Consider the following 24,107-nt stretch of genomic DNA (forward strand, 5'->3'; position numbering starts at 1 on the left):
TTCTCCGTGGGCGCTGTCAGAGCAGCGTATCAAGCAGGGCTGTCAGTTCTTCGTCATGTCTGACCGGGGGGTGCCAGCGGACCTGAACCACCTTGACATCCTGCCGTTCCAGATTTTCGCCGATCAGTTCGATACCAACATTGGCGATATGAAGCGGGGCGCCGGAAAGCAGGGGATTGGGATTTTCAGACATTGATTGCCTCGACATAACGCTTTGCCAAAGTAACGGCCTCTGCATTGCTGCGTGCCACCATGACACCAGCCTGCTCAAGCTGTTCAAGCTGCTCATTGTAGTTCTGGATATCGTGCCTGGTCCCGCAGATGGTCACGATGACCGGCAGGCTACGTCCGTCCTGTCCGGCGATATCGCGCGCCTTGTGCAGGATTTCAGCCAGATTGCGCGCCGGGTTGTCCTGCGCACCGTAGCCGATGACAAGATCGAGCAGCAGCAGAGCGACTTCAGGATCTGCTGCTTCATGCAGGATACGCTGGTTCCGCAGGCCGGGATCGATCATGGGATGGGCACGGCCCTGCGTATAGGCGTCGTCTCCCATGTCGATCACGGTATGGCCCTGACTGGCAAAAATATCCGTCAGGGCATGGCTGTCGTGCTTGAGGTTGGAATAGACCCCACCCGGAATATCCCCCAGCAGGAGAAGTGCTTCATAACACAGCGTCCCACCCGCATACAGACCGCGGACATATCGCTGAACAGGCTTTCTGGTGTCGAGCGCATTGCGGATGAAGTCCTCCCTGTCCACCTGCGGGGCGCAGGGCAGGCTGGCATCCGGTCTGACATGTCGTGCGGTTGCCAGCGCCGTTTCGGCCAGTGTCGTGCAGAATTCCGCGCCCGCCGTATCAACAGGCGGGGTTGCGCCAAGGAAGTTGAAAACGATCGGCTTGCCGATTTTGGCGGTGGTCGCAAAGACACGGTCCTGCGCGATGGCCGAAGGCGGCTTGGACGTCACGACAATAATGTCCGTCTGTGGATCCTGTGCCATCAGTTCAAGGGCCTGGCACATTGTCGCCCCCCCGATATCCTGATGCAGGTCACGGCCACCCGTGCCGATGATGTGGCTTATGCCGACATCCATCCAGTCCAGCAGGCAGGATATTTCCTGTGCGCCGGTGCCGGACGCGGCCACGATCCCGACAGGGCCACGTGCGACGGCATTGGCGAAGCCGATGGCGGTACCATTGATGATCGCGGTGCCGCAGTCTGGCCCCATGAGCAGCCTGTTCTGTTTCAGTGCTGTTTGCTTGAGGCGCTTTTCATCTTCAATCGTCACGTTGTCGCTGAAGAGGAAGACATTCAGCCCACGCTCCAGCGCCTGTTCCGCTTCGTCAGCGGCAAAGGAACCAGGAACGGAAATGCAGGCGAAGTTGATGTCCGGATCCAGTGAAATCGCTTCATCCAGCGTGCCGGCCTGAACGGTATTCCCGGCATTTTCCGTATTTTTCTGCAGCATCTGGGCCGCTGTTGCAATGGCGGCGTCGGCTTCTTCTTCCGTATGGGCCGTAACCGCCACGATCAGGTCTTCGGGCTTTGCATTCCGCGCCTCTTCGGAACAGAAACCCGTGGTCTCGAGTATTTTCCGGTTGTTGGGGGTTGCCATCATGATCATGGCTTCAGACACGCCCGCTTCCTTGCGCAGAAGCTGGGAAAGCCGCATGAGCCTGACGGAATCATGGTATTCACGTGGACGAACAACTATGCGCGATGGCATTGGCCGCTGCTCCTTAGGGGGTTATGGTGGTATCGTGAAAAAGCGGGTAGGCGCCGATGGCGTCAAACCTGAACCCCGTCACGCTGTTCTTGTGGGACACGATGTTTGTATTGCAGTGGACCGGAATGCACAGGGCGGCTTCCATGACTTCCATCTGGACCTGTTTGAAAATCGGAACGTAGTCTTCCGGCTTTATACAGGTTTCCGCTGAATCAATCAGTTCATCGATAACAGGAAAATCCGAAGCGCCCCGCTTGCTCCAGCCATATCCGTTCTGGCCGCTCTGCCGTGAATGATAGACAAAGCTGAGCAACTGGGACGAACTGGCATATTTGCCCTGCGGGATCAGGTTATGGGCGCCATCCATGCCTGCCCTGATCCATGTCCTGGCATCACAGAGTTCGACCTTGACCGCGATTCCGACTTTCGCCAGCTGTCTTTTTACATACGCGCCGATTTCCGGATAGAAATTGACGGGCAGGACATAAATGACGACTTCCAGCAGCCTGCCATCCTTGTGGCGGAACTGGTCCGGGCCGGTCAGCCATCCTTCCCCGTCGAGCAGGGTGCGGGCCTTTTCAATATCATGATGATACAGTTTTTCGACCCGGGGTTCATAACCAAGGGTATACTGGGACACAGGCCCATAGGCACGGGTAAATTCGCCACTGAATATTTCAGTGACAAGACTGTCTACATCCAGCGCATAGGAAATGGCCTGACGGACATGGATATTATCGGTAGGCGCCCGTTTGGTATTCATCATCAGGCTGACCGGCACGCCACGTATGGGCCAGCAGACGACGGACAGCCCCGGCTGGTTCCTCAGTGCTGCCGCATCGGCCGGATTGGCCGCGAAAATGGCGTCAACCTCGCCGGTCAGAAGGGCTTCGGTTCTCGCGCCATCGTCGGGAATGAACCTGAAGACGATTTCATCCAGATGGGCAGGCCCCCTGTTTTCGACCAGTGCAGGCGCCCACGCATAATCGTCATTGCGCGTGATGACCAGACAGTTCCCGGCATCCCACCGTTCAAAACGGAACGGTCCGGTTCCGACAGGATGCCTGCAGAAATCAGGACCGAGCCCGTGGATGGATGCGGGGGACACAGGGGCAAGCCAGCCCTGGCTCAGCGCATCCAGAAACAGGGCATAAGGCTGGTCCAGGATGATTTCCACCGTATGCGCGTCAAGAATGTTCGTCTGACGGTAGGGGCCCAGAAGCGCGCCGGACAACTGGGACCGGTTGGCCGGGTCATGCGCCCGGTCAAGGCTTGCCTGCACGGCCTGCGCATCGAACGGCGTGCCGTCGTGGAACCGTACGTCCCTGCGGAGGGAGAAAGTATACCGGCACTGGTCGTCCGATATTGAAAAACTGTCTGCCAGACCCGGAAGATAATCACCTTCGACAGTCTTGTTGACGAGCGTATCGAAGATCCCGTTCGTCATCTGGAGTGCGAGTTCAGCAGCCCCCAGATGGGGGTCAATATTGGAGGGCTCGTAGTGCACACCAATGCGCAGCCGCCGTGGAGAACCCGTCATCACATCATCCCACCATGATCACATTGAAAACTTATGTTCACAATAGACACGGTTTGCGCCACGGAAAGCAAGTGCATATTCGAAATGAATTTTCCGCAGGGGAATATTTTAATAAAGATCCGGTGGCAGGCAGACGCCGAATTTCTGTGGAATGCGGCATCCCCCGGCCAGATGGCGGAATATGCGCCACCTAGATAATGGTTTTGCCGAATTCCGTGGCGACATCCAGCATTGCCGGCAGCGCCCGTTCGATCAGTACGTCCTCGGGGACGATGCTGCTGAATGTAAACGTGTTGAACGAGGCGACAACATTGGCATTGTGGTCAAATACCGGCACGGCAAGCGACCGGATGCCAACCTGCATTTCCTGATCCACGAGCGCAAACCCGGTTTTCTGTGTGTCCTTCAGGTTCGCGCGCAGTCCGGTCATGGTCGTGATGGAATATTCCGACATGGGTGCAAGCCTGACCCGCTTGAGAATCGCGTCACGTTCCTCACTGGGCAGGAACGCAAGGATGCACCGTCCGGCAGATGCATAGGCCAGCGGAAAGCGCCTGCCGATCGTCAGCGCGGGGGATGCGAATTCATCCGTATTGGCGGATGCGACATGCACGATGTCCAGTTCATCCCGGATGCCCAGGGCGACGGGAAACCCGGTCTGGTCGCGGATCATGTTCAGATAGGGCTGTGCCTTCTGCGCAAGAGGAATGGATGACAGGAAACTGTAGCCCAGATCCATGACTTTTGACGTCAGCCGGAAAAGGCGCCCGGACTGGGTCACAAACCCCAGGTGGCATAGCGTCAGAAGGTAGCGCCGCGCGCTGGCCCGGTCCATGCCGGTCCGTTCGGACACAACGGACAGCGTCATCTGCGGATGGTCCTTGTCGAAAGCCATCAACACATTCAGACCATGCGCCAGGGATCCGACCAGTCCCCTGTTTTTTTTTATTTCTTCCGTAGAGTTCTGCACTGTCATGTCCGCATGGAATTAAAAGATCCATTCGTTAAAAAACAAATCCTCCTTTTATGCAAAGGGGAAGCAGCCCCACGGATCGCGCGGCGCGGGCGGGAAATGGCGACCTCAGCCTGACGTCGTGCAGCCAATGGCGGTAGCCCCCGCCTCGGCGCAGGCTTCATCCAGGTCGGCGCTTGCCCCGCCCACGCCAATGGCGCCGATCAGCATGCCATCGCGGAACAGGGGAACCGCGCCTTTCGCATAAATCAGGTTGTTGCCCTCCATTTCCCGAATGCGCGACATGACAACGGATTCAGGTGGTATGACGCCGCTTTTGCAACGTGTTGCGGCAGATGTGGCCGCCTTGCCCTGGCTTCCGAAAATGCTGGCCCAGTTGGACTGATCCATCCGTGCGAACGTGACAAGCCGTCCGCCCCCATCCATGACCGCAACGCATATTTCGATATCAAGCGCGCGGGCCTTGTCAATTGCGGCTTTCATCGCGGCCTGTGCATCCTGAAGCTGAATATTCATGTTTTCTGATCCATCCTTCAATCGGGTGTGCCGCCCATGGCGGACAGGGTGTCCAGTGGTATGGGGGACAGGGCGGCAGGTGGCATATGCATGGCCTGCATGCCCCAGATGAAACCTGCAAGCGTATCTTCCCCCGAACTGAAACCGGGCGCCATGACGTTTTTCAGTGCCTCGGTCCGTAATGCGCCGCGTGATACGGGGGCCAGAAAATCCCGCCATGTATCGCTGACATGGCCGTGGGCCGCCGCATCAAGAAAGGCAAAGGACAATGACGTGGTCTGCCCGTGGACCGCAGTCAGGATGGGCATGCAGGTCTGCATCGGGTCGGGTGCTGAAAACCAGACCGCGACCATAAGCCCGCACAGGAAATCGTCCCCGCCCGGTGTCAGGCCCCGGCCCAGTCCGGCAAGCCTGCCTGCAGCCGTGGCAATGTCGCGTGCATTTCCCGACACAAGCCCGGCGTGGAAAAGCCGGGTAAGGGCGCGGGCTTCGGGCGATGGTGATGCAGGGGCCGACGCCGATGGCAGAATGGCCGTGCGCCGGGGCAGGATGGCCAGGTCACGCAGCACACTGTCCAGCCATGATGGTACCCGGGCCGGGGCCATACGCGCCTTCAGTTCCGATTCATGTATCCGAGCCTGATGCAGGTTGATCCGCAGGGTATCAATTTCGATCACACCACCCTGCAGGCGCCCCTGCGCAGACCTGTTCAGGGGCAGGGTCCTGTGCCCGGGCAGCACGATGGATAGTGGCCCGACCCGACCCCCATTCAGTGTAATGACCACAATGACCGGATCACCGGCATGCGCGACAGCCAGATATATATAGTCGGTAAATCGTGCAAGGACGGTGACATTACCTTCGATGCCCAGCAATCGTGACCGGATGAACGACCCAGCAATGACAGGTTTTATGTCTGGCACGGGATTTCAGTTCGCATCGGGCATGATCCACGTCCCCGCCTGCCGGGCAATGATCTTCTCGATTTCCGACAGGCAGCCAATGGCGGCGGGCCGTCCGGTTTTCTGCACGAAATTGATGATCGCTTCGACTTTCGGCCCCATCGACCCCTTGGAAAATTCCTTCTGCTGCAGTTCTCCTGCAGTCAGTGATGTCAGGAGTTTCTGCTGTGGCGTGCCGTAGTTTTCATATATGCCCGGAACATCCGTCGCGATGATGAACAGGTCAGCTGCCAGATGAACCGCAAGCAGGCTGGAGACACGATCCTTGTCAATAACCGCATCAATGCCCTCCAGGCTGCCATCCGGGGTGGAAATGACAGGAATGCCTCCGCCGCCTCCACAGATGATGACCGCGCCATTGTCCAGCAGCCAGCGGATGGGCCGGTGCCACAGAATTCGTAACGGGTGGGGGGATGCGATCACGCGCCGCCAGGTCGGGCCGTCCTTTTTGAAGGTCCAGCCGTACTGGTCGATTAATGCCTGCGCCTGCGCTTCATCAAAATGGGGACCGATATATTTGCTTGGACTGGTAAATTCCGGGTCGTTCGGGTCCACTTCAACACGTGTCAGCAATGTTGCCACGGGCACATCCCGGCCCAGCACGTTGCCCAGTTCCTGTTCCAGGATATACCCGATCATGCCTTCGGTCGCGGCACCCATGATATCAAATGGATAGGGAGAGGCCTGCTTGAATGCCTGGGACTGCATGGCCAGCAGGCCGACCTGCGGCCCGTTGCCATGGGTCAGGACAAGCTGGTGCTTGCGCGCAATGCCTGCCAGGGCACATGCGGCCATTCGGGCATTTTCACGCTGGACGGATATGCTCAGGGGCTGCCCCCGCTGCATCAGCGCGTTACCCCCAAGGGCGATGACGGATTTCATTGCGGTTCCTTATGATGAGAAGCCCTCACGGATATCACTGTGCGCACAAATGTTCTTAATGAGCAAATTATATTTCTGACATCGAAACGGATTCGCGTGGCCATGTGCGTGCCCTTCCCCTGTCATCGCAACCGGGTCCGTTATTGCCATGTAATGAAGGCGCCACGACGCGCGGAACGTGGCGCCAGAAACGGTGTTCCGCCCTGCGCCGGGTATACTGGCGCCCATGCCCCGGTCTTTGCTGAAGACGGAAACGTTCATCGGGAACGACGTGCGGGAACGCAGGCAGTCTGTCGCGGCATTGATATATGATTGCCCGGATGCGGTTCATCCCATGCAGGATCATGGCACCCCGCCTGCCAGACTTACGGATTACGGACAGGGTTCTGGTATCATACGGTGGTCAGCGGGTGCATATATCCGTTAAGTCATGACTGTCCGGTTCATGATCATTTCCGTCTGTCTGCAAGGATGCTGGCTTGAGCGATTGTCACATTTCATCCCCGTCATACCGCCGTAAATGGCTTCCGGGCATGTTCACGCAGGTTGTCATCGCCAGTGTGGCGGGGCTGGGACTGGGGCTGCTGGACCCTGGTTTCGCCAGCCGGACACACTGGACCACGGACCTGTTCCTGCGCCTGATTGTCATGGCGGTGGGCCCGCTGTTGTTCTGCATTGTCGTCATGGGCATCGTGGGGGCGGGCTCCCTGCGTGCCGTCGGGCGCATGGGCATCAAGGCGCTGGTGTATTTCGAGATCATGACGACCTTCGCGCTGGTTACGGCCGTCGGCATTGGTATGCTGGTGCAACCGGGCCGTTCCATCGTGTTCGCCCCAACGGCGGAAGATGCGCAGATGGTCGCGTCCTATGCACGCAATGCGCAGATCCTGCATGAAGGCGGGATTACGGCATTCGTCCTCTCGCTTATTCCCCGTTCGCCGACGGATGCGTTCGCGCAGGCCAATGTGCTGCAGATCCTGTTTTTCGCCATTCTGTTCGGCTGCTGCCTCAGCCTGATCGGGGAAGCCGGGGCACCGCTGGTCAGGCTGATCGATGCCCTGTCGGTCCTGTTCGCGCGCATGATGCGGCTTATCATTGCCCTGGCGCCGTTGGGTGTCTTTGGCGCCATGGCTACGACAACTGCACGGTATGGCATGACCGCCATCATGCATCTTGCCGCTTTCGTTGCGTTGTATTTTGTGGTCATCGCGCTGTTCATCATCATCGCACTGGGCGGCTGTCTGCGCCTGTCGGGTGTCAGTCCGTGGCGTTTCCTGCGTTATTTCCGTGAAGAACTGGTCATTACGTCCACGACCACCACATCGGATGCCGTATTACCCAGCGTCATGGAAAAACTCAGGCGCATGGGGGTTGATCCACAGGTTGTGGGACTGGTCGTGCCAGCGGGGTATTCCCTGAACCTTGATGCCCTGTCCATCTATCTGGGGCTGGCGGTGGTCTTTCTGGCGCAGGCGACCGGGACGCACCTTTCTGCGTGGCAGATGATCATCATGCTGGCCACGGCGCTCCTGACGTCCAAGGGGGCGCATGGGGTGCCGGGTGTCGCCATTGTGGTGCTTGCGGCAACGCTTGCGGCCATTCCGTCCATTCCGGTTGCAAGCCTTGTCATGCTGCTGGCGGTGGACTGGTTCATCGGTATTGCGCGCGCGGTTGGAAACCTGGCCGGGAACTGCGTGGCGCCAGTCGTGATCGGGGCCTGGGAAGGGCGGCTGGATCGTGAAAAAATGGCGGATGTGCTGATGCGGGACTGACCCGTGTCCAATCGGCCGGCAGGCTGGTGCGCCATCGTTGGCACAGTAACAATGGGGCCTGTTCCCGCCACCCAGTGCGTGGCCCCGCATGACGGATGGCTGGAACGGAAGCGATGTATCTCAGGCAATCCGGGTCATGCGGCCTGCGGCATGGTCGCCATGTCGATCACAAAGCGGTATTTGACGTCCGAGCGGAGCATGCGGGCGTATGCAGTCTCGATTTCATCCATGCGGATCATTTCAATATCCGCAGTAATGTTGTGCCTGCCACAGAAATCCAGCATTTCCTGTGTTTCGGGGATGCCACCAATCAGCGATCCCGCAAAGCTGCGACGTTTCATGAGCAGGCTGAACACGGAAACCGGCAGCGGCTGTTCCGGCGCGCCAACCTGCACCATCGTGCCATCGCGCCTGAGCAGGTCCAGATAGGCATTGATGTCGTGTTCCGCCGCGACCGCGTCGAGAATGAAGTCGAACCGCCCGCGTTCCTTGGCCATGGCCCCTGCATCCTTTGACAGCACAACTTCATGCGCACCCAGCCGCAGGCCGTCGGTCACCTTGCCGGGTGATGTGGTGAACAGCACGACTTCCGCCCCCAGCGCGCGGGCAAACTTGACCCCCATATGGCCCAGGCCGCCAAGGCCTACGATACCGACACGCTGTCCCGGGCCGACCTTCCAGTGCCGCAGCGGTGACCATGTGGTAATGCCTGCGCAGAGCAACGGACTGGCGGCGGCCGGGTCCAGCGTGTCCGGCACGCGCAGCACGAAGCTCTGGTCAACCACAATCGCGCGCGAATACCCACCAAAGGTGATGCCGCGGCCGTGCCGGTCCTCGCCATTATAGGTGGCGACAAAGCCGGTCTCGCAGTACTGCTCCAGCCCGTCGCGACAGCTTGTGCATTCGCGGCATGAATCAACCATGCAGCCTACGCCGACCATGTCGCCTGCCTTGAACCGGGTGACGGACGACCCGGTTTCCGCCACCCGCCCCACGATTTCGTGGCCCGGAACGCAGGGATAGATCGTATTCTGCCATTCATTGCGGGCCTGGTGCAGGTCGGAATGGCAGACGCCGCAGTACAGGATATCGATGCGCACGTCATCAGGACCGGTATCGCGCCGGTCAAAGGCAAACGGCTTGAGTGGCGCATCCGCGGCAGTCGCGGCGTAACCAACACATGAAAGCATGTTCGGATCCTTTCAATTCCTGTCAGGCGGATTTGGGTGATGCGTCCGCCATGGCATCCGCACGGCAGGCGTGCGATCAGCCATTCCGGGTATTCGGGGGGCAGGGCGCCAACCCGGTCAAGGGCGGCAGGCGTCTATGGTGATAATGTGATCGTGTTCGTGGCTGGCGTCTGTCGATCAATTGTCCGGGCACGGGGTCACAAACCCGCTTCCCCCATGAAGACCGCAACCACCTTGCGATAGGTCCGCTGTATGAAGCTGGTTGCCGTGGCATGGATATGCACCACCCCCTTTATACGTCGGGTAACGGGGGGCAACGTCCGGTCAGGCCGGATGAAGACCTGATAGACCGCTTCCTCCGGTAACAGCCTGTGGCCTGTTTCGTCCCGGTGCGCCTTGATGTGACCGTTATATGTCGAGGCCTGTTCCTGGGCATCGATTTCAGGCACGGATGCAACCGAAATCGACTGCACATGTCCCATGACCCGCGCTGCATGAGGATCATCGGCAATGAAGCTGGCCCGCGCGCCGGGATGGATGAAACCGATATCCGTTTCATGCACGTAGGCTTCGACGGCCGGGCTGTCGGGGGATATGACCGTGCCCAGATATTCATGCTGTTTCACGGTATCGCCCGCATGGATTTCAGGCGGCACGTCAACAAGCTGACCGGGAAAGGGCGCGTGGATGGTCATCTGCCGTATCGCGGCCTCGGTGCGCAGGCGCTCGGCGGTTTCCTGTTCGATCTTCTCGCGCGTATCATCGAGGGACGCGGTATCTTCCACCCCAAACATCCGTTCCGACAGTGTCGCCTGCAACGTGTCCAGCCGCGCCATGGATACCGCGCGGTCATGATCAAGCTGTGGTGATCGCAGTTCGGCAACGATCTGCCCTGCCTGCACCATGCTGCCTGTGGGCAGCAGGTGCATGACGGTGCCCGCATCGTCCGAATACAGGGGGGCCTGCTGTTGTGCCCGTAATACGGCAGGGGCGTGTATGCTGTGGTTCCATGGCAGGACCAGAAGCGCCAGCAGCAGGGCAAATGCGCCACCGGTCATCTGCACGTGGCGGTTCATGGGCGCATGCAGGACCTGTCTTACCCATTCCAACAGTTCTCCTGCAATGGGGCGCGCGACAAAAAACCACATTTCAATTCCCATCAGCACAATACCCAGCGCCGGAAAGACCGCGTGGTAGACAACCAGTGCAATGCCCGTGAACAGGAAGAAGCGGTACAGCCACGTGGCCATGCTGTAGCCAACCAGTATGTCGCCACGCCGTGTGGGAAAGGCCTCGGGTGGCGGGTCATTCACCCCGAACAGGAATTTACGCGTGCGCCAGCGTGTCCATGCAAAGGCACGTTCCTGCAGGTTGGGGATGCCCATGAGGTCGGAGAGGATATAATATCCATCAAAGCGCATGAGCGGACTGAGATTGACCGACAGCGTCAGCAGCCATGTCGAACTGCTGAGTGTGAACAGCCCGTCACGCAGCGGCCCGTCGGGCACCAGGCTCCACAGGATCGTGGCAAGGGTCGCCAGCATGATTTCAGCCACCATGCCGGCGCAGTCGATTACAAGCCGCGCGCGCGCGCTGACCAGTCGCCACGCATCTGTCGTGTCTGTCCATAACACCGGGCACAGCACCAGAAAGGCCACCCCCATGGCCGGAACCCTGCAGCCGCAATGCCGTGCGGCAATACCATGGCCCAGTTCATGAACAACCTTGCTGCATGTCAGGGCCAGGGCGATGCCGACCGCTCCTTCGGGGGTGACAAGGTGCATGAACCCGGCCGAGTACAGACCCCACTGCTGGATCACCACAAAGGCGGCCAGCATGACCGCCAGCCCCAGCCCGATGCAGAACGGGCGGGTGAAAATCCAGTTCGTCCACGGCACCCAGCGTTTCAGCATGGGATCGGGATTGCACAGCCGCACGCGCAGGAACAGATAATGATGCAGGATCCATGACAGGAGCGGCGGCCTGCGGGCCTGATGGGCCAGCAGGGCGCTGTCCGCGCCAGTCTGTGCCGTTGTCAGCCCGGCCCGGCGCAGGAAGGCGGCAAGATCGGTGACATCATCGGGCCGTGCGGCGAACGTGGTCTGTTCACGTACCACGCGGGCAATGGCGGCCGGGTCCGCCAGGTCCCAGCGCTGCAGGATCTCCATTTCCATGCCGCCCAGACGGATATAGCGGTGGCGGGCGGGGTCATACAGTGTCCATGTGGGTGCGCCGGTTACGACGGGCCCGCGCAGCAGTTCCAGGTCATCACGCAGCGCAGGCCATGGGGCAGGGGCGTTCATGCCGCACGTCCCGCCCGGCAAACTAGAACGACAGCCATTGCCGTACCACGCCCAGTGGCCTGCGCAGCGCCCACAGCACCAGCATGTGCCGCGGCCCGTAAATACGCACCGTCCCGCGCAGGCCAAGACGGATATCATGGTCCAGATCGGCGCGCAGCGTATAGGCCAATGTGCCCGCAGGGGTGGGCGTGCTGGCATAGGACGTGAACACCAGATGCCCGTCCGCCGGATGGTCGGGATGCACGTTATCAAAAAAACGCACGCGCGCGCCGGGATCGAAATGGGCGGTTTCGGTCACCGGCAGGCGGATTTCGATGCGACGGGACAGGGCCGGGGCGACCATCAGGATACGCTCGCCTGCCTCAACCGGGCGTCCCACCCATTCGGAGGGGTCGTTATAAAGTGCCAGCCCGTCTATCGGCGCGGTCAGGGTGGCACGGTGCAGCAGTTCGCTCTGGTAACGCATCTGGGCCGCTTCTTCGTCAATACGGCCCTTCAGTTCGCCTGCCTGCGCACGGGCCTTGGCATCCAGCATGCCGGCCTGAATGGCTTCATCATACTGGGTGCGCGCAACCTCCAGCCCCTTGCGGGCGACCTGATACTGGCTTTCAAGCTGTGCGCGTTCTAGTTCCACCAGTGGCGTGCCAGCGCGCACCGGCGTGTTGGGGGCGACATCAAGCTGGTGCACGATTCCGGCGAAGGGCGCGCGTACATAGCTTGGCTCCACCGGCACGACTTCCGCCGGCGCCAGCACCCATGAATGGGCGGGATACAGGGCGACAGCCACGGCAATCGCCGCCATGGCCGCCACACGCCTGCGTACCCGCCGGTTACGTGGCCGCGGAGGGCGGGACGCCACAAGCTGCCTGCTTTCGGCATATTCGCCGCCAATCATGCCCAGGGCCTGGATGTCGGGCTGTGTCCATTCCTCGGCACGGGCAACCAGCAATGTGCCCACCGGACCATGTCGCCCCGACAGGGGAATGAGGACGGCATGCGGGGCCAGCCATTGCTGCCATTCATCACGCACATCCGCGGGCAGCGCCGCAGGGTCAAGCAGCGCGGGCGTCGTCTGGGGCGCAAGGCTGTCAAACACCCTGCGTAGCCAGCGGACATAGGGGGCAGATGGATCAAATACCGCCGTGCCCGATACTGCCGCCATTCCCGCCATGTCCACCCGATACAGCGCGGCCTGCTGATAGGGCAGCAGGTTGTGGGTTTCGTTGACCAGCACAAAATCCAGCTCATCTGCAGGGCAGGTGCGCAGGCGCTCGCACTGATGCACCAGCACCGAAAGCCGCAGCAGCGCGGCCTGTCGTCCGGACTGCATGCGGGCGGGATCGGGTGGGGACATCATGACGTGGCCGTCACATGGTCCTCACTTTCCGAACTGTGCTTCGCCCGTCATGCCGGGCAGCAGATCGGGTGCGGGCCTGACCAGCTTGCCATAGACCTTGATGGTCTTGCTGACCGGGTCCACCTTGCCCGAAATGCGGGTAATGGTGGCGGGGTAGGTGGCGTCGGTTTCAAGGATGTGAATCCTGAACGGGGTGCCCGGCGCAAGATTGCGCAGTTCCATGGATGGAACGATCATGGACAGTTCAAGCGATGTATCATCCAGTATTTCCAGCATGGGCGTGCCGGGAGAAAGATACTGGTAATTGTGCACCATGGTATTGGAAACGCGACCGTCGAACGGGGCTTCGACCGTGCACTGGGCCACAACGGCAGTCGCCATTTCCAGATCGGCATTGGCGGCACGTTCATCAGCCGCTGCCGACTGCAGGTCCGATACGCTCCATTGCCCCAGTGCTTTCATCTTGTTCTGCACATCCAGCAGGCCACGGCGCTTGATATATTCGGCGCGGGCATGGGCAAGAGTGGCCTTCTGCTGGCCACAGCGGAATTCGGCCAGTACGTCGCCCTTGTGGAAATGATCACCGTCCCGGAAAGGGAATTTTTCCAGCTGTCCGGACATGCTGGCGCTGATCTGTGCGCTCATGGGGGCGGTTACCTGCACGCTGGTCGCATGGCCGGCTGCGCTGTCCGCCTCGGTCGCCGGGGCAGGTTCTGCCGGTGCCCCTGCCGGGCTGCTGGATGGCGCAGGTGAGGGCTGTGCTGTCTGGCCAAGGGCCATGCAGGGTGCGAGGGCAAGCAGCAGGGCAGGAGCAGACAGAAAGGAGCGCATGTGCAAAAAACCGGCATTCCAGAATATAAAAGACAATCTGCACCAGCTATTGCGCATCAGTCTTTGTTGGGTGTGTTTACTGTTACCCCGGAGGGCGATCAGCCCGCCTGCGGGACAGGCGGCGGGGCCTGCGTCTGGGCGACCGGGGAGGCGGGAGGGGCAGCCTGCGGCACGGGTGTTGCAACCGGTACCGTTTTGTCGCCTGCATCGGGGGACCTGACGTTATCGGGCAGTGTCAGGTCGGGCAGGCGTCCGTCTTCCCACTGGCTGATGGAATGTTCGACCTGCGCCGTCAGATGAGTCAGGTCCTGTATGTCCGCATTGGCGGGCACAAGATCAGCCCCGATGGAGGCATACAGGTCAGCCAGCGCCTGATGGGTGTGGGCAAGGCTGCGGCTGTATTCAAGCTGCCCCAGCAGGGCGGCCATCTGGTGGCGGACGCGGTTGGCTTCGGACTGGGCCCCCGCGGCGGAAGCGGAGACCGCGAGCTGTTCCATCTGCAGGCTGACATTGTTGATCTGCCTGGAGGATTTGAGGAAATCCACCGCCGTGACATATTTCTGCGCACTCAGGTTGATCTGCGCCAGGATGGCGACACTCAGTGCAAGGCGGCGCAGTTCGGACAGCCTGACATTCCCCTTGGCCACCGCGATGGCGCGCGGTCCCTGGATCATGTTGATCAGGTTGATGGTCGCGCGCACCCCGATCTGCCCCCAGATATGGTGGTACAGCAGGGCATTGGAATCAAAATTCCCGTTGCCGATGGCGCCGATGCCCGGCATCATCTTCAGGATCTCCTTATAGACATCCTGACGGTCCACCTTCTGCTGGTACACTTCCATGCGCAGTTCAGGCCGCATGACCAGGCCCATGCGTTCCAGCGTCGGCATGTCCATGTGGTCCAGTGGCTGCACGTCCTGCGGGTGGGTGGCAAGGTTGAGATGGGTGTCCTGCGGCACGTTGATGAGAGAGGCAAGCTGGATCTGCGCGCCAACCAGTTCATCCTTGATGCGCCGCATCTCACCCAGGATCTGGATGATGTTCTGCTGGTAATCAAGCAGGGTCAGCGGGGACTGCAGGTGCGCATTGCCCGCGTCCTGTGATGCCGCCAGCATGTTTTCCGCGTCATGGATGATGGGGTCGAGGCGCGGAAGCATGACCTGCGCCGCTGCAGCTTCCCAGTAATTGGTGGTGACGGCCTTTACCAGGTCATTGATGGCGCGCCGACGGCGTTCAACGGCGATCAGTGCGCGGAAAGCCTGCTGGCGGGCGGAGAAATAGCTGATCCCCGCATCCATTGCATTCCATGAAAAGCTTATGTCGCCGCTGCCATGGGTCGGCATTTCGGAATACGAATAGTCCAGCGAACGCTGGTTGCTGAATTCATCAATACTTTCAGCCGCATTGTTGTTGCTTCTGTCAGTATAGCCGGCATCGGCGGACAGGCGCGGCAGCATCTGCATCAATGCCAGGTCAAGCTGTTTTTCCTGCTGGTTGATCTCAAGCTTGGCAACCTGTGAATCATAATTGAACTTGAGCGCGCGTGCGATGGCGGTGCCCAGCGTCAGGTCGCCGCTTAACGGGACATAATGCGCCTCGATCGTGGCATGGTCCGCATCGGCACGCTTGATATGCTCGGCCAGCGGCATGGGCTTGGGCCGCATGCCACATCCCGCCAGAAACACGATCGTGGAGAGTGCTGCGCATGAGGCCAAACGCGCCCTGCTACGGTTGATCTGTTGCATCACAGGCTTTGCCATGAACTTCCGGATTTATTAAGGTATAAAAAATATCAAAGATATATCACAAAATATAAACGCATAATTAATGTTTTATATTAAGTGTATCGACTGGTTGTGTATCAGAACTATGTTTGATTTTTCCAGAGAGTTATGTGCCAATCGCATTCCTGTCAACTCGAATTGTTGTAACGGGAGAAAAAAATTGTAGATTGAATGAATGGTTGAAAAAGTGCATCTCTATGCCATTCACGTGCTGGTACTGATCCTGGGCCAAATGGTTACATGACAGGGTATTCTGGTATTGGCGCTTAAATAAATGAAAAAACGGATTTTCCATGCGGCTGATTCTTGAGCAGAGATATCTCTTTGATGGCAGCATATCGCATGTCTCCCATCACCATGGTGCAGACCTGAAGCATGGGCACCAGGGGGAAAACGCCCACGATGCCCCCGTTGTGGAAGAATCCGTCGGCGCATTACCAGAGACACCCGCAGCTTCAGGTAGTGTTCAGGCATATCATGAACGCGATGGTGGTAAAAAAGACAGTTTCACTGATATAGTTTTCGTGGATTCCCGCGTCAGCGACTGGCGCGAACTGACCGCCGCGATGGGGAATAACGTGGGCGTGGTGGTGGTGGACAACACGCGTGATGGCATGTCCGTCGTCTCACGCGTGCTGTCCCACCAGCACGAGCTCAGCAGTGTCAGTTTCCTGACCTATGGACAGGCGGGTGAAATCCAGCTTGGCAGTACGACCATAAATGCCGCGACCATCATGGCCGACAGCGCGCTTGTGTCCCAGTGGGGCGATGCAATGGCGCAGAACGGGCAGATCCTGTTCTGGGGCTGTGACGTGGGGCAGGGTAGTGCGGGACAGGCGTTCGTTGATGACCTGCATACATTGACCGGCGCGGGCGTTGCCGCCTCGACCGATGCCACGGGCCTCGGGGCGCTTGGTGGCGACTGGACGCTGGAACGCACATCGGGACTGGACGGGGTGGCGGTGGACACGCCGTTTTCCACCACTGCGGAAGCTGATTACGATAGTGTACTGGATGCCCCTCAGGCAACGGTCACGATCACGAATACGCAGGGCACCAGTACCCTGCTGGGCAATTCCTTTTCACAGGACATTACCCTTGCCAACAATGCGTCGAACGGTGTCGGCTACGCGCCATTTGTCGAGATATTCGCTCCGACCAACTCGACGCAGAACACCCCTCTTTCCTCCGTCACCTATCTTGGCCAGAGTCTGAACACCAGGGCTGTCACGCTGGTGGATGTCAATGGTACGGTGGGCGCCTATAATCCGTACAGTAGCGGCACGGATGGCAAGCCGCAGTTTGTCGCTGCACCTGCCGGGTTCCAGGCGGGCGACAAGATGTATGTCGTGTCCCTTCCGTTCGGCAGCTACACGCCGAATGAGCCGTCCATTACCCTGACGGCGAATTTTTCCAATAATACGACTGAATCCGTCAGTGCGCCCGGCGGCACGGGCGCGCCCATCATCATTGCGGCGGCCGGTGGTTACCAGTATGGCGCCGATGCCCTGAATGACCCCGGCACCGACCCGACCATACAGGGCGCGGTACAGGTCAATACCGTTGACCAGAACCTTGTGCAGGTCAGCGCCGGCGTCACGACATCACCCCGTGGTGAGGACGAGGTGCCAACCGGCCCTTCGTACCCCGCGAATTACGAGGTCACCGTTACCCCGTCCGAGGCGACGGCGAACAACCCGATCCAGAATATGACGCTGGATGTCGCCCTGCCAGACAGTGTCAATTACACAAACGGGGCCATTACCCTGACCGGGGCCGATGGCAAAACCATAAGCGGCACGGCGACCTATGTTCCTGCCGCGGCGGGTTCGACCGCAGGGGGATCGGTCCATATCGTGCTGGACAGCGTGGCATACAGCGCGGATGCCCCCTACAAGGTCGATATCCCGGTCTATGTCGGCCAGACGGATGCGGCGGGCAATGCCATCCTCGACACGTCTGGCGGGACGACGGGGCCCACGACAATCCCCGCCACGACCATATCCTATACCGGCAACTGGACCGCGCCCGGTACCACCAGCGAACCCGTAACGCTGGATCAGACCGTGGATACGTCCTCCACGGTATTCAGTGCCAAGGCGTTCGCAGCGCAGGAAACGGACACGGTCACCGGTTCGTCCGGCCTGGCTGCGGGGCAGGTGATGCCCGGTGACACCGTGACACATGACATCCACATCGAAAATTCGGATTATTATTCCAGCACCGGCATGAAGGTCAGCGCCGTGCTGAACGACGGTCAGACCCTGCAGGCCGGAACGGACCCGACCTTTACCTATACGGACGACACGGGCACGCAGCAGGTCGTCCAGCTTGGGGCCGTGACCAACGCAGTTACCAGTGTTGTCAATGGCCAGACGATCCAGCAGTCCGGCTCCAACCAGTACTGGTCCTATACGCAGGATGCCAGCGGGCAGACTACGGTCACGATGAATATCGGCCAGTACCTGACCGATCATGACCTGCCGCCCATGGGGCAGGGCCAGCAGGGGACGATCAGCTACGCCAGCACGGTTCTTGATGATTACGTCGGCTCTTCCACGGTTAACCCGGTGACGGAAGACGATACGGTCAGCAGTTCCGTTACGGTCAGCGCGGCCGTAACGGGGCCGGATGGCACGGTATCCAGCGCGCAGGATGGCACGGGCAGCAGTCTTGAAGTGCCCAAGGGGTCAACCGACCTGCAGATCGTGGCCATCAACGGCGTGCCCGTTACCCCGGATGAAGGGGTTCCGGTCATCCATGCCGGTGATGCAGTAACCTATGAGGCGACCTATAACCTCCAGACCAGTACTTACAGCAAGCTGGACCTGTCATCCTATCTGCCCCTGCCGCTATATGATACAGGCGACCCGGCGGGCACGGGTGCATCAACGTTCACGGCGGCGGCCAGCACGGCCATGGCTGACCAGAAGGTGGGTACCTACAGCGTGCTGAGCATGCCTGGTGATACCGATCCGACCGCCAATCCGGCCCCGGCCAATGTCACCGTCTCGACCGATGCCACGACCAACAGCGTCACCTTCAACATGGGCAGCAATCCCACTGTTTCGTCGAATGACGCGGTACAGGTGCTGTTTACCGTCAAGGCGACCTCCAGCCCGTTCGCCGATGGCCTGAGCCTGACAAGCCAGGAAAAGTCCGTCCTGACCAACGGAGAGGGTGACTCGCTTCCCGGCGATGCGCTCCAGTCGATCACCGTTGGTGAGCCGGAGGCCGAACTCAGGACCGGTATCGTCTCGGTTACGGATGACGATGGAGCCAACCAGTCCGTTACCTATGCGGCCCAGACGGCAGGGGAGGCGGGCAGCACCGATCCCACCGGTACCTTCAACGCGGCCGGGACCACTGGCGGGGCCTATACCGGCACGCCCACCAGCGGCATCAGCGCCGTGGATGACCTGAACGCCAGTGGCGCAAATGGCGGCGACACCGTGCGTATCGCCTCCACCGTTGAAAATACCGGCTCAGGCGGCATGTACGACCTGACGGTGGCGGGTACGCTGCCTGCAGGATTCAGCGCATCGGATGTGAAGAACTTCCAGGTCACGCGCCCTGACGGCTCGGTTGTCTATTCCTCCGCGACCGATGCAACAGCGGCGGCAGCCAGCTACTTTACCACCGGCGGCCTGACCATACCGGCCACGTCGGCCACCGCCATGGTTCTGGCCCAGAACCAGGACCTGACCATTACCTATGACCTGACGCTGCCAACCACGCAGAACGCGGGTGACACGCTGACGGCCAGTGCGCATGTCGTGAACTTTGGCAACAGTCCCGGCGCGGTGGCGGAAGGCAACGGCTTCGTAAGCGATGGCGTGCCACTGGGCGGTCAGGCGTCCGATATTGCGGATCCCGCCAGCGTCACCATATCCGCCCCCACCATAACCAAGACCATTGGCGCATCCGACCTGCCGGTCAATGACGGAGTGGATGCGTCGGGTGCGTCCAGCGGAACGATCGTCAGTGGCGAGACACGTCCCACCACCATTACCGTTACGCTGCCCGAAGGTTCGATTTCGAATGGCGGCAATGATGTCACCGTGACCGAAACCCTGCCCAAGGGGGAAGATTATGTCCCCGGTTCCTTTACCTACACCATGGGCACTGGCGTCACGTCCCCTTCCGTAACATTGCTCACGCCTGTCAAGAATTCCGATGGCACTACGACCCTGACGTTTGACCTGGGCAAGACGGTCACCAATACCAACACGGATACGACAGGTACCATTGCCCTGACGTATGATGCCTATTATGGCAAGAACAGTGCCCCGGCGGATGGTGCGCAGATCACGACATCCGCCGTGCTGAACTATTCCGCACAGGACGGCACGGGCACGGATACCGCGCGCACGTCCGGGCCGGCCACGGCAACCGTGACCGAACGCACGCCCGATCTGTCCGAAACCATTACGGACAACAGTGGTGGAAAGCCGCTGTACAGTGGCGAACAGGTCACCTATACCGTCACCCTGACCAATACCGGCAAGGTCACGGCATACGACATCACGCATGATCCCGCCATCACGGCGGATCTCAAGGACTATACCATCACGCCCGCCAGTGACGGTTCGACATTTGATGCCACCAGCACGCTGGCCAGCCTGGCCCCGGGGGCTTCGGAAACCTACACCATTACCGGTACGGTCGCATCCAACCTGCCGGCCAGCACCACCCTGCCGGTAACGGATACCTATAGCTGGAGTTCGGCGCCTGCGGCTGACGTGCTGGACGCAGGGGATGGCACCACGGTCGATACGCCCCAGAATTACTCCCGGGAGGCGCAGGATACCGCCCCGACCGTTGGTAATTATACGGCCGTGCTGGACATCGTGGGTGAGGGCAATGCAACCACACCCGGCGTTTCGTCCACCTCGCCCGTCACGGCGGACAATACGGTGCCGGGTGATACGATCACCCTGCAGGGCGAGGTCACGATCCCCAAGGGGCAGAACGGCAACGTGGTGCTGACTATTGCGGTGCCCACGAATATCGACCTGAACATGGATTCCCTGCGCCTGTTGCTGGCCAGTGAAGGGGGGGCGATCACGTCCTCCACGCTGGGTGATGCCTCGGGCCTGCAGTTCAACGAAGGAACGGATGGTACGGCGTTGACCCTGTCGGGCAATGGCAAGACATTCGTGCTGAACGCCAGTGCTCAGTCACAGCTTACGCTGGACCCGAATTCGGTCGCGGGCGTGGTGACAACGGATACCACCAGCGAGGCGGGCGAGACCCTGCTGAAGATCAATCTGGGCACCGTAACCAATAACGATATGTCGTCCGTGCCCAATTACGGCATCATCCAGGTGACGGGAACGGTGGCCAATACGACGGCCGACAAGGATGGCACGTCCCTGAAGGAAACGCTTTCTGCCAGCAGGGGCGCCACCAATATGACGTCCAGTGCCGTACAGGAGACGGTAAAGGAGCCGAGCCTTACGCTGCGCAAGACGGTTGAGTCGATCGATTACGCTAATGGCACCGTCACCTTTGTCGATACCGTGAGCAATGCCGGGCATGCCACGGCCTATGACGTGGCGCTGGACGACCCGCTGCTTGCGGGGCAGGAGAACTATGTCTCCGCCACGGCGACGGGGGGGGGTACGATAAATGGTACGCTCAATCCTGATGGCAGCCTGCCTGGATATGATGCGACCACGAACGCCATTACCACCAGTGGCATGGCGCTGGCCGCAGGTAAGAGTGAGACCGTAACCTACACCGTATCGCTGGCGGATCTGCAGAAAGGACTGGCGGAAACGACCACGAACGTGACGTGGAAATCGCTGAACGAGGCGGACACCACGCCATCCGGCGGACAGGACCAGAGCCGCGACGGTTCGTCTACAGACAGTGCGGATACCTACGTCTCTTCCGTTACGATGGGGCTGGGCACCCTGTCGGGACAGATATGGCAGGCGCTGGGCAATACGCCGGGCACGTATGACAGCGCCGTCGACACCGCCCTGGGCGGGGTCGGGGTCACGGTAACCGCGCGCGGCCAGGACGGTATATTCGGATCGGGGCTGGTGCAGTCTGGCGTCATGACAGATGCCAGTGGTGATTACGCAGCTCTGGTGCCGGTCTATGGCACGCCCACATCTGCCGCCATGGCGGAGGTCAGCGTACCCACGACCGGCGGTACAGATGGCCTGCCCACGGGCGAGACACAGGTCTATGACCGCGATGGCACGGCGGGCAGCACCGTGACCCAGGTCAGTGCGGACACCACAGGTGGCATGTCCGCCACCCATGCCGATCTGGCCTATGAACTGCCCGATACCGCACCAACCATCGCGGGCTGGCAGGATACGACGCCCCATACGACCACATCGGGCACAGCCACGGCGCTGGGGCAGGATGACGGCAGCGTGCAGGTGGCTGACAGCGAACTGGATGCACTGACCACGGCGGAAGGGGGCACCTATTCCTATGCCGGCACCACGCTTGTGGTGCAGCGTTATGTCGATGGTAAGGCCGCGCCCTCAGCCACCGACAGCTTCGGCACGCAGACGGGCAGTGGGGTCACGCTGGCGGGTGACGGCACGGTGAACGTAAATGGCACCGATATCGGCACCTATACGGATAAGGGGGGCGTCCTGCAGGTGGCGTTCAACGCATCCGCCACAAAGGCCGACATCGCCACGCTGGCACAGGACCTGACCTACACCTATACGCCCACGGGCAGTGATGCGGCAACACAGCTGGATGTGACGCTGGGGGCGACGTTCTCTGATGGGAACACCGACCTTGCGGGCCAGCAGGTCACGACCGGGGCACAGGGCACGGGCGGCGTGCAGACCAGCACGCCCATGCTGACCCGTGTGAGCGTTGGCGGCACGTCTTTTGTTGCCGGAGCCTATGTCGAACCCAATGATACATCCGCAGCGGCGGCGGCCATCGCGCTGGGGCCATATGTATCGGTGGAAGATGCATCGGGCGCAGGCGTGGGGTCGATCGGGTCCGTGACGGTCCAGATCGGGGCCGCCCGGACGGAAGACATGCTGACCGCGACAACCACCGGCGGCATCATGGCCAGCATGGATACTACGACCGGCACACTTACGCTGACCGCAGGCAAGGCCACCACGCTGCAGGACTGGCAGGCCACGCTGGCCAGCCTGAAATATTATGACAGTTCCGATACCCCGACCGAAGGGACGCGGAGTGTCAGCATATCGGTGTTTGAAAACGGCGCGGCGTCCCCGTCGGTCACGACCGGCACGCTGCAGGTTGCAGCCAGTAATGATTCACCCGTACTGGATCCCGTTTCCCCGCTTGATGCCGCCGGTGTCGATGTGGACTCAGTCCAGCAGGTGACGGTGCATCTCGGGTCCGCCACGGCGCAGGACATGCTGGCCGCAGCAGCCACGGGCGGCATTACCGCCAGCATGGACACGTCCACCGGCACCCTTACGCTGACGGCGGGCAAGATCACCACGCTGCAGGACTGGCAGGCCACACTGGCCAGCGTAAAATATTACAACAGCACCGGTACACCGACCGAAGGCACGCGTGATGTCAGCATCTCCGTGCTGGAAAACGGGTCGGCCACCCCTGTGGTCACCGCCGGTACGATTGCCGTCACTGCCGCCAATGATTCCCCGGTATTTGGCGATATCTCCCCCCTTTACGGGCAGGAGGATTCCGGGCAGCCGCAGGGCGCGGTGGGGACGGCGGTGTCGCAGCTTGCCGGATATGTCGGTACGACCGGGGGCGCGGCCAATGTGACCGATCCCGACGGCACAGACCTGACCGGGCAGAATGTCGCCGGGGCGACACCGCAGCCAGGCATCGCCATCACCAATGCCGACACGACGCACGGGACATGGTGGTACAGTACCGATAACGGCAGGACATGGACCGAATTCGCTGGAAGTAGCACTTCGGTCAGTGTCGGTAATGGCAACGCACTGCATCTGATTGATAATGGACAGGCACGAATCTATTTTCAGTCCACCGACCCGAACTGGAACGGCAGGCTGGACAACGCCCTGACCTTCCGCGCATGGGATCAGTTTGACGGTGCGGCCAATGGCAGCATCTCGGCCCTGCCCGCGACGGGGCTGGGAACGGGTATAAATACGCCGGGGTCGGCCTATTCGGCAGCATCCGACAGCGTTGCGCTGATGGATGAAAACGTCAATGACGCCCCCAACGTGGTGGCCGACAACACCAACCCGGATGCCCCGGTAGTGACAGGCAACCAGCCTGCATCGTGGCAGGTGACGGAGGACACGGCGCAGTCT

General features: G+C 60.5%; 14 protein-coding genes. 2 read left to right on the plus strand and 12 right to left on the minus strand.

Features of this window, described 5'->3' with window-relative positions; genetic code table 11:
- Positions 1 to 16: 16 nt before the first annotated feature.
- The 7 genes from HNO79_RS11050 to HNO79_RS11080 form a co-directional block, all read right to left on the minus strand.
- Positions 17 to 193, minus strand: coding sequence for a hypothetical protein (locus HNO79_RS11050; RefSeq protein ID WP_010515429.1), 177 nt, complete (start codon positions 191 to 193; stop codon positions 17 to 19).
- Positions 186 to 1,727, minus strand: coding sequence for an acyl-CoA synthetase FdrA (gene fdrA, locus HNO79_RS11055; protein ID WP_214164551.1), 1,542 nt, complete (start codon positions 1,725 to 1,727; stop codon positions 186 to 188). The genes HNO79_RS11050 and fdrA overlap by 8 nt, the downstream gene beginning before the upstream one ends.
- Positions 1,728 to 1,740: 13 nt before the next feature.
- On the minus strand, positions 1,741 to 3,267 hold the full coding sequence (locus tag HNO79_RS11060) for an ABC transporter substrate-binding protein (protein WP_048856465.1): 1,527 nt from the start codon (positions 3,265 to 3,267) through the stop codon (positions 1,741 to 1,743).
- Positions 3,268 to 3,457: 190 nt separating this feature from the next.
- Positions 3,458 to 4,243 carry an IclR family transcriptional regulator domain-containing protein gene (locus tag HNO79_RS11065; RefSeq protein WP_214164552.1) on the minus strand — a complete coding sequence of 262 codons (786 nt, stop codon included), beginning with the start codon at positions 4,241 to 4,243 and terminating at the stop codon, positions 3,458 to 3,460.
- 105 nt (positions 4,244 to 4,348) lie between these two features.
- A complete protein-coding gene (locus HNO79_RS11070; RefSeq protein WP_010515423.1) occupies positions 4,349 to 4,756 on the minus strand; it encodes a GlcG/HbpS family heme-binding protein in 408 nt (135 codons plus the stop codon).
- A gap of 17 nt (positions 4,757 to 4,773) precedes the next feature.
- Positions 4,774 to 5,679 (minus strand): oxamate carbamoyltransferase subunit AllH family protein, encoded by a 906-nt coding sequence (locus HNO79_RS11075; protein WP_214164553.1) that lies wholly within the window; start codon positions 5,677 to 5,679, stop codon positions 4,774 to 4,776.
- Positions 5,680 to 5,685: 6 nt separating this feature from the next.
- On the minus strand, positions 5,686 to 6,600 hold the full coding sequence (locus HNO79_RS11080) for a carbamate kinase (RefSeq protein WP_010515421.1): 915 nt from the start codon (positions 6,598 to 6,600) through the stop codon (positions 5,686 to 5,688).
- 533 nt (positions 6,601 to 7,133) lie between these two features.
- On the opposite strand from HNO79_RS11080, the gene HNO79_RS11085 reads away from it, so the two are divergent.
- Positions 7,134 to 8,372, plus strand: a complete 1,239-nt coding sequence (locus tag HNO79_RS11085) for a cation:dicarboxylate symporter family transporter (protein WP_214164554.1) — start codon at positions 7,134 to 7,136, stop codon at positions 8,370 to 8,372.
- Between the two features lie 134 nt (positions 8,373 to 8,506).
- Here the strand turns inward: HNO79_RS11085 and HNO79_RS11090 are convergent, their stop codons facing one another.
- The 5 genes from HNO79_RS11090 to HNO79_RS11110 form a co-directional block, all read right to left on the minus strand.
- Positions 8,507 to 9,562, minus strand: coding sequence for an NAD(P)-dependent alcohol dehydrogenase (locus tag HNO79_RS11090; RefSeq protein ID WP_214164555.1), 1,056 nt, complete (start codon positions 9,560 to 9,562; stop codon positions 8,507 to 8,509).
- Positions 9,563 to 9,759: 197 nt separating this feature from the next.
- Positions 9,760 to 11,865, minus strand: coding sequence for an HlyD family efflux transporter periplasmic adaptor subunit (locus HNO79_RS11095; RefSeq protein WP_214164556.1), 2,106 nt, complete (start codon positions 11,863 to 11,865; stop codon positions 9,760 to 9,762).
- A gap of 22 nt (positions 11,866 to 11,887) precedes the next feature.
- Positions 11,888 to 13,222 carry an efflux RND transporter periplasmic adaptor subunit gene (locus tag HNO79_RS11100; RefSeq protein WP_214164557.1) on the minus strand — a complete coding sequence of 445 codons (1,335 nt, stop codon included), beginning with the start codon at positions 13,220 to 13,222 and terminating at the stop codon, positions 11,888 to 11,890.
- Between the two features lie 21 nt (positions 13,223 to 13,243).
- A complete protein-coding gene (locus HNO79_RS11105; RefSeq protein WP_214164558.1) occupies positions 13,244 to 14,053 on the minus strand; it encodes an efflux RND transporter periplasmic adaptor subunit in 810 nt (269 codons plus the stop codon).
- A 98-nt stretch (positions 14,054 to 14,151) separates the two neighbouring features.
- Complete coding sequence (locus tag HNO79_RS11110) at positions 14,152 to 15,813, minus strand: TolC family protein (protein ID WP_244987518.1); 1,662 nt, start codon at positions 15,811 to 15,813, stop codon at positions 14,152 to 14,154.
- Positions 15,814 to 16,361: 548 nt separating this feature from the next.
- Between HNO79_RS11110 and HNO79_RS11115 the strand changes: the two genes are divergently transcribed.
- Positions 16,362 to 24,107: DUF4347 domain-containing protein (locus HNO79_RS11115; RefSeq protein ID WP_214176808.1), on the plus strand; the 7,746-nt coding region annotated here is incomplete at its 3' end.

The sequence above is a fragment of the Komagataeibacter oboediens genome (assembly GCF_018491655.1).
Lineage (GTDB): Bacteria > Pseudomonadota > Alphaproteobacteria > Acetobacterales > Acetobacteraceae > Komagataeibacter > Komagataeibacter oboediens.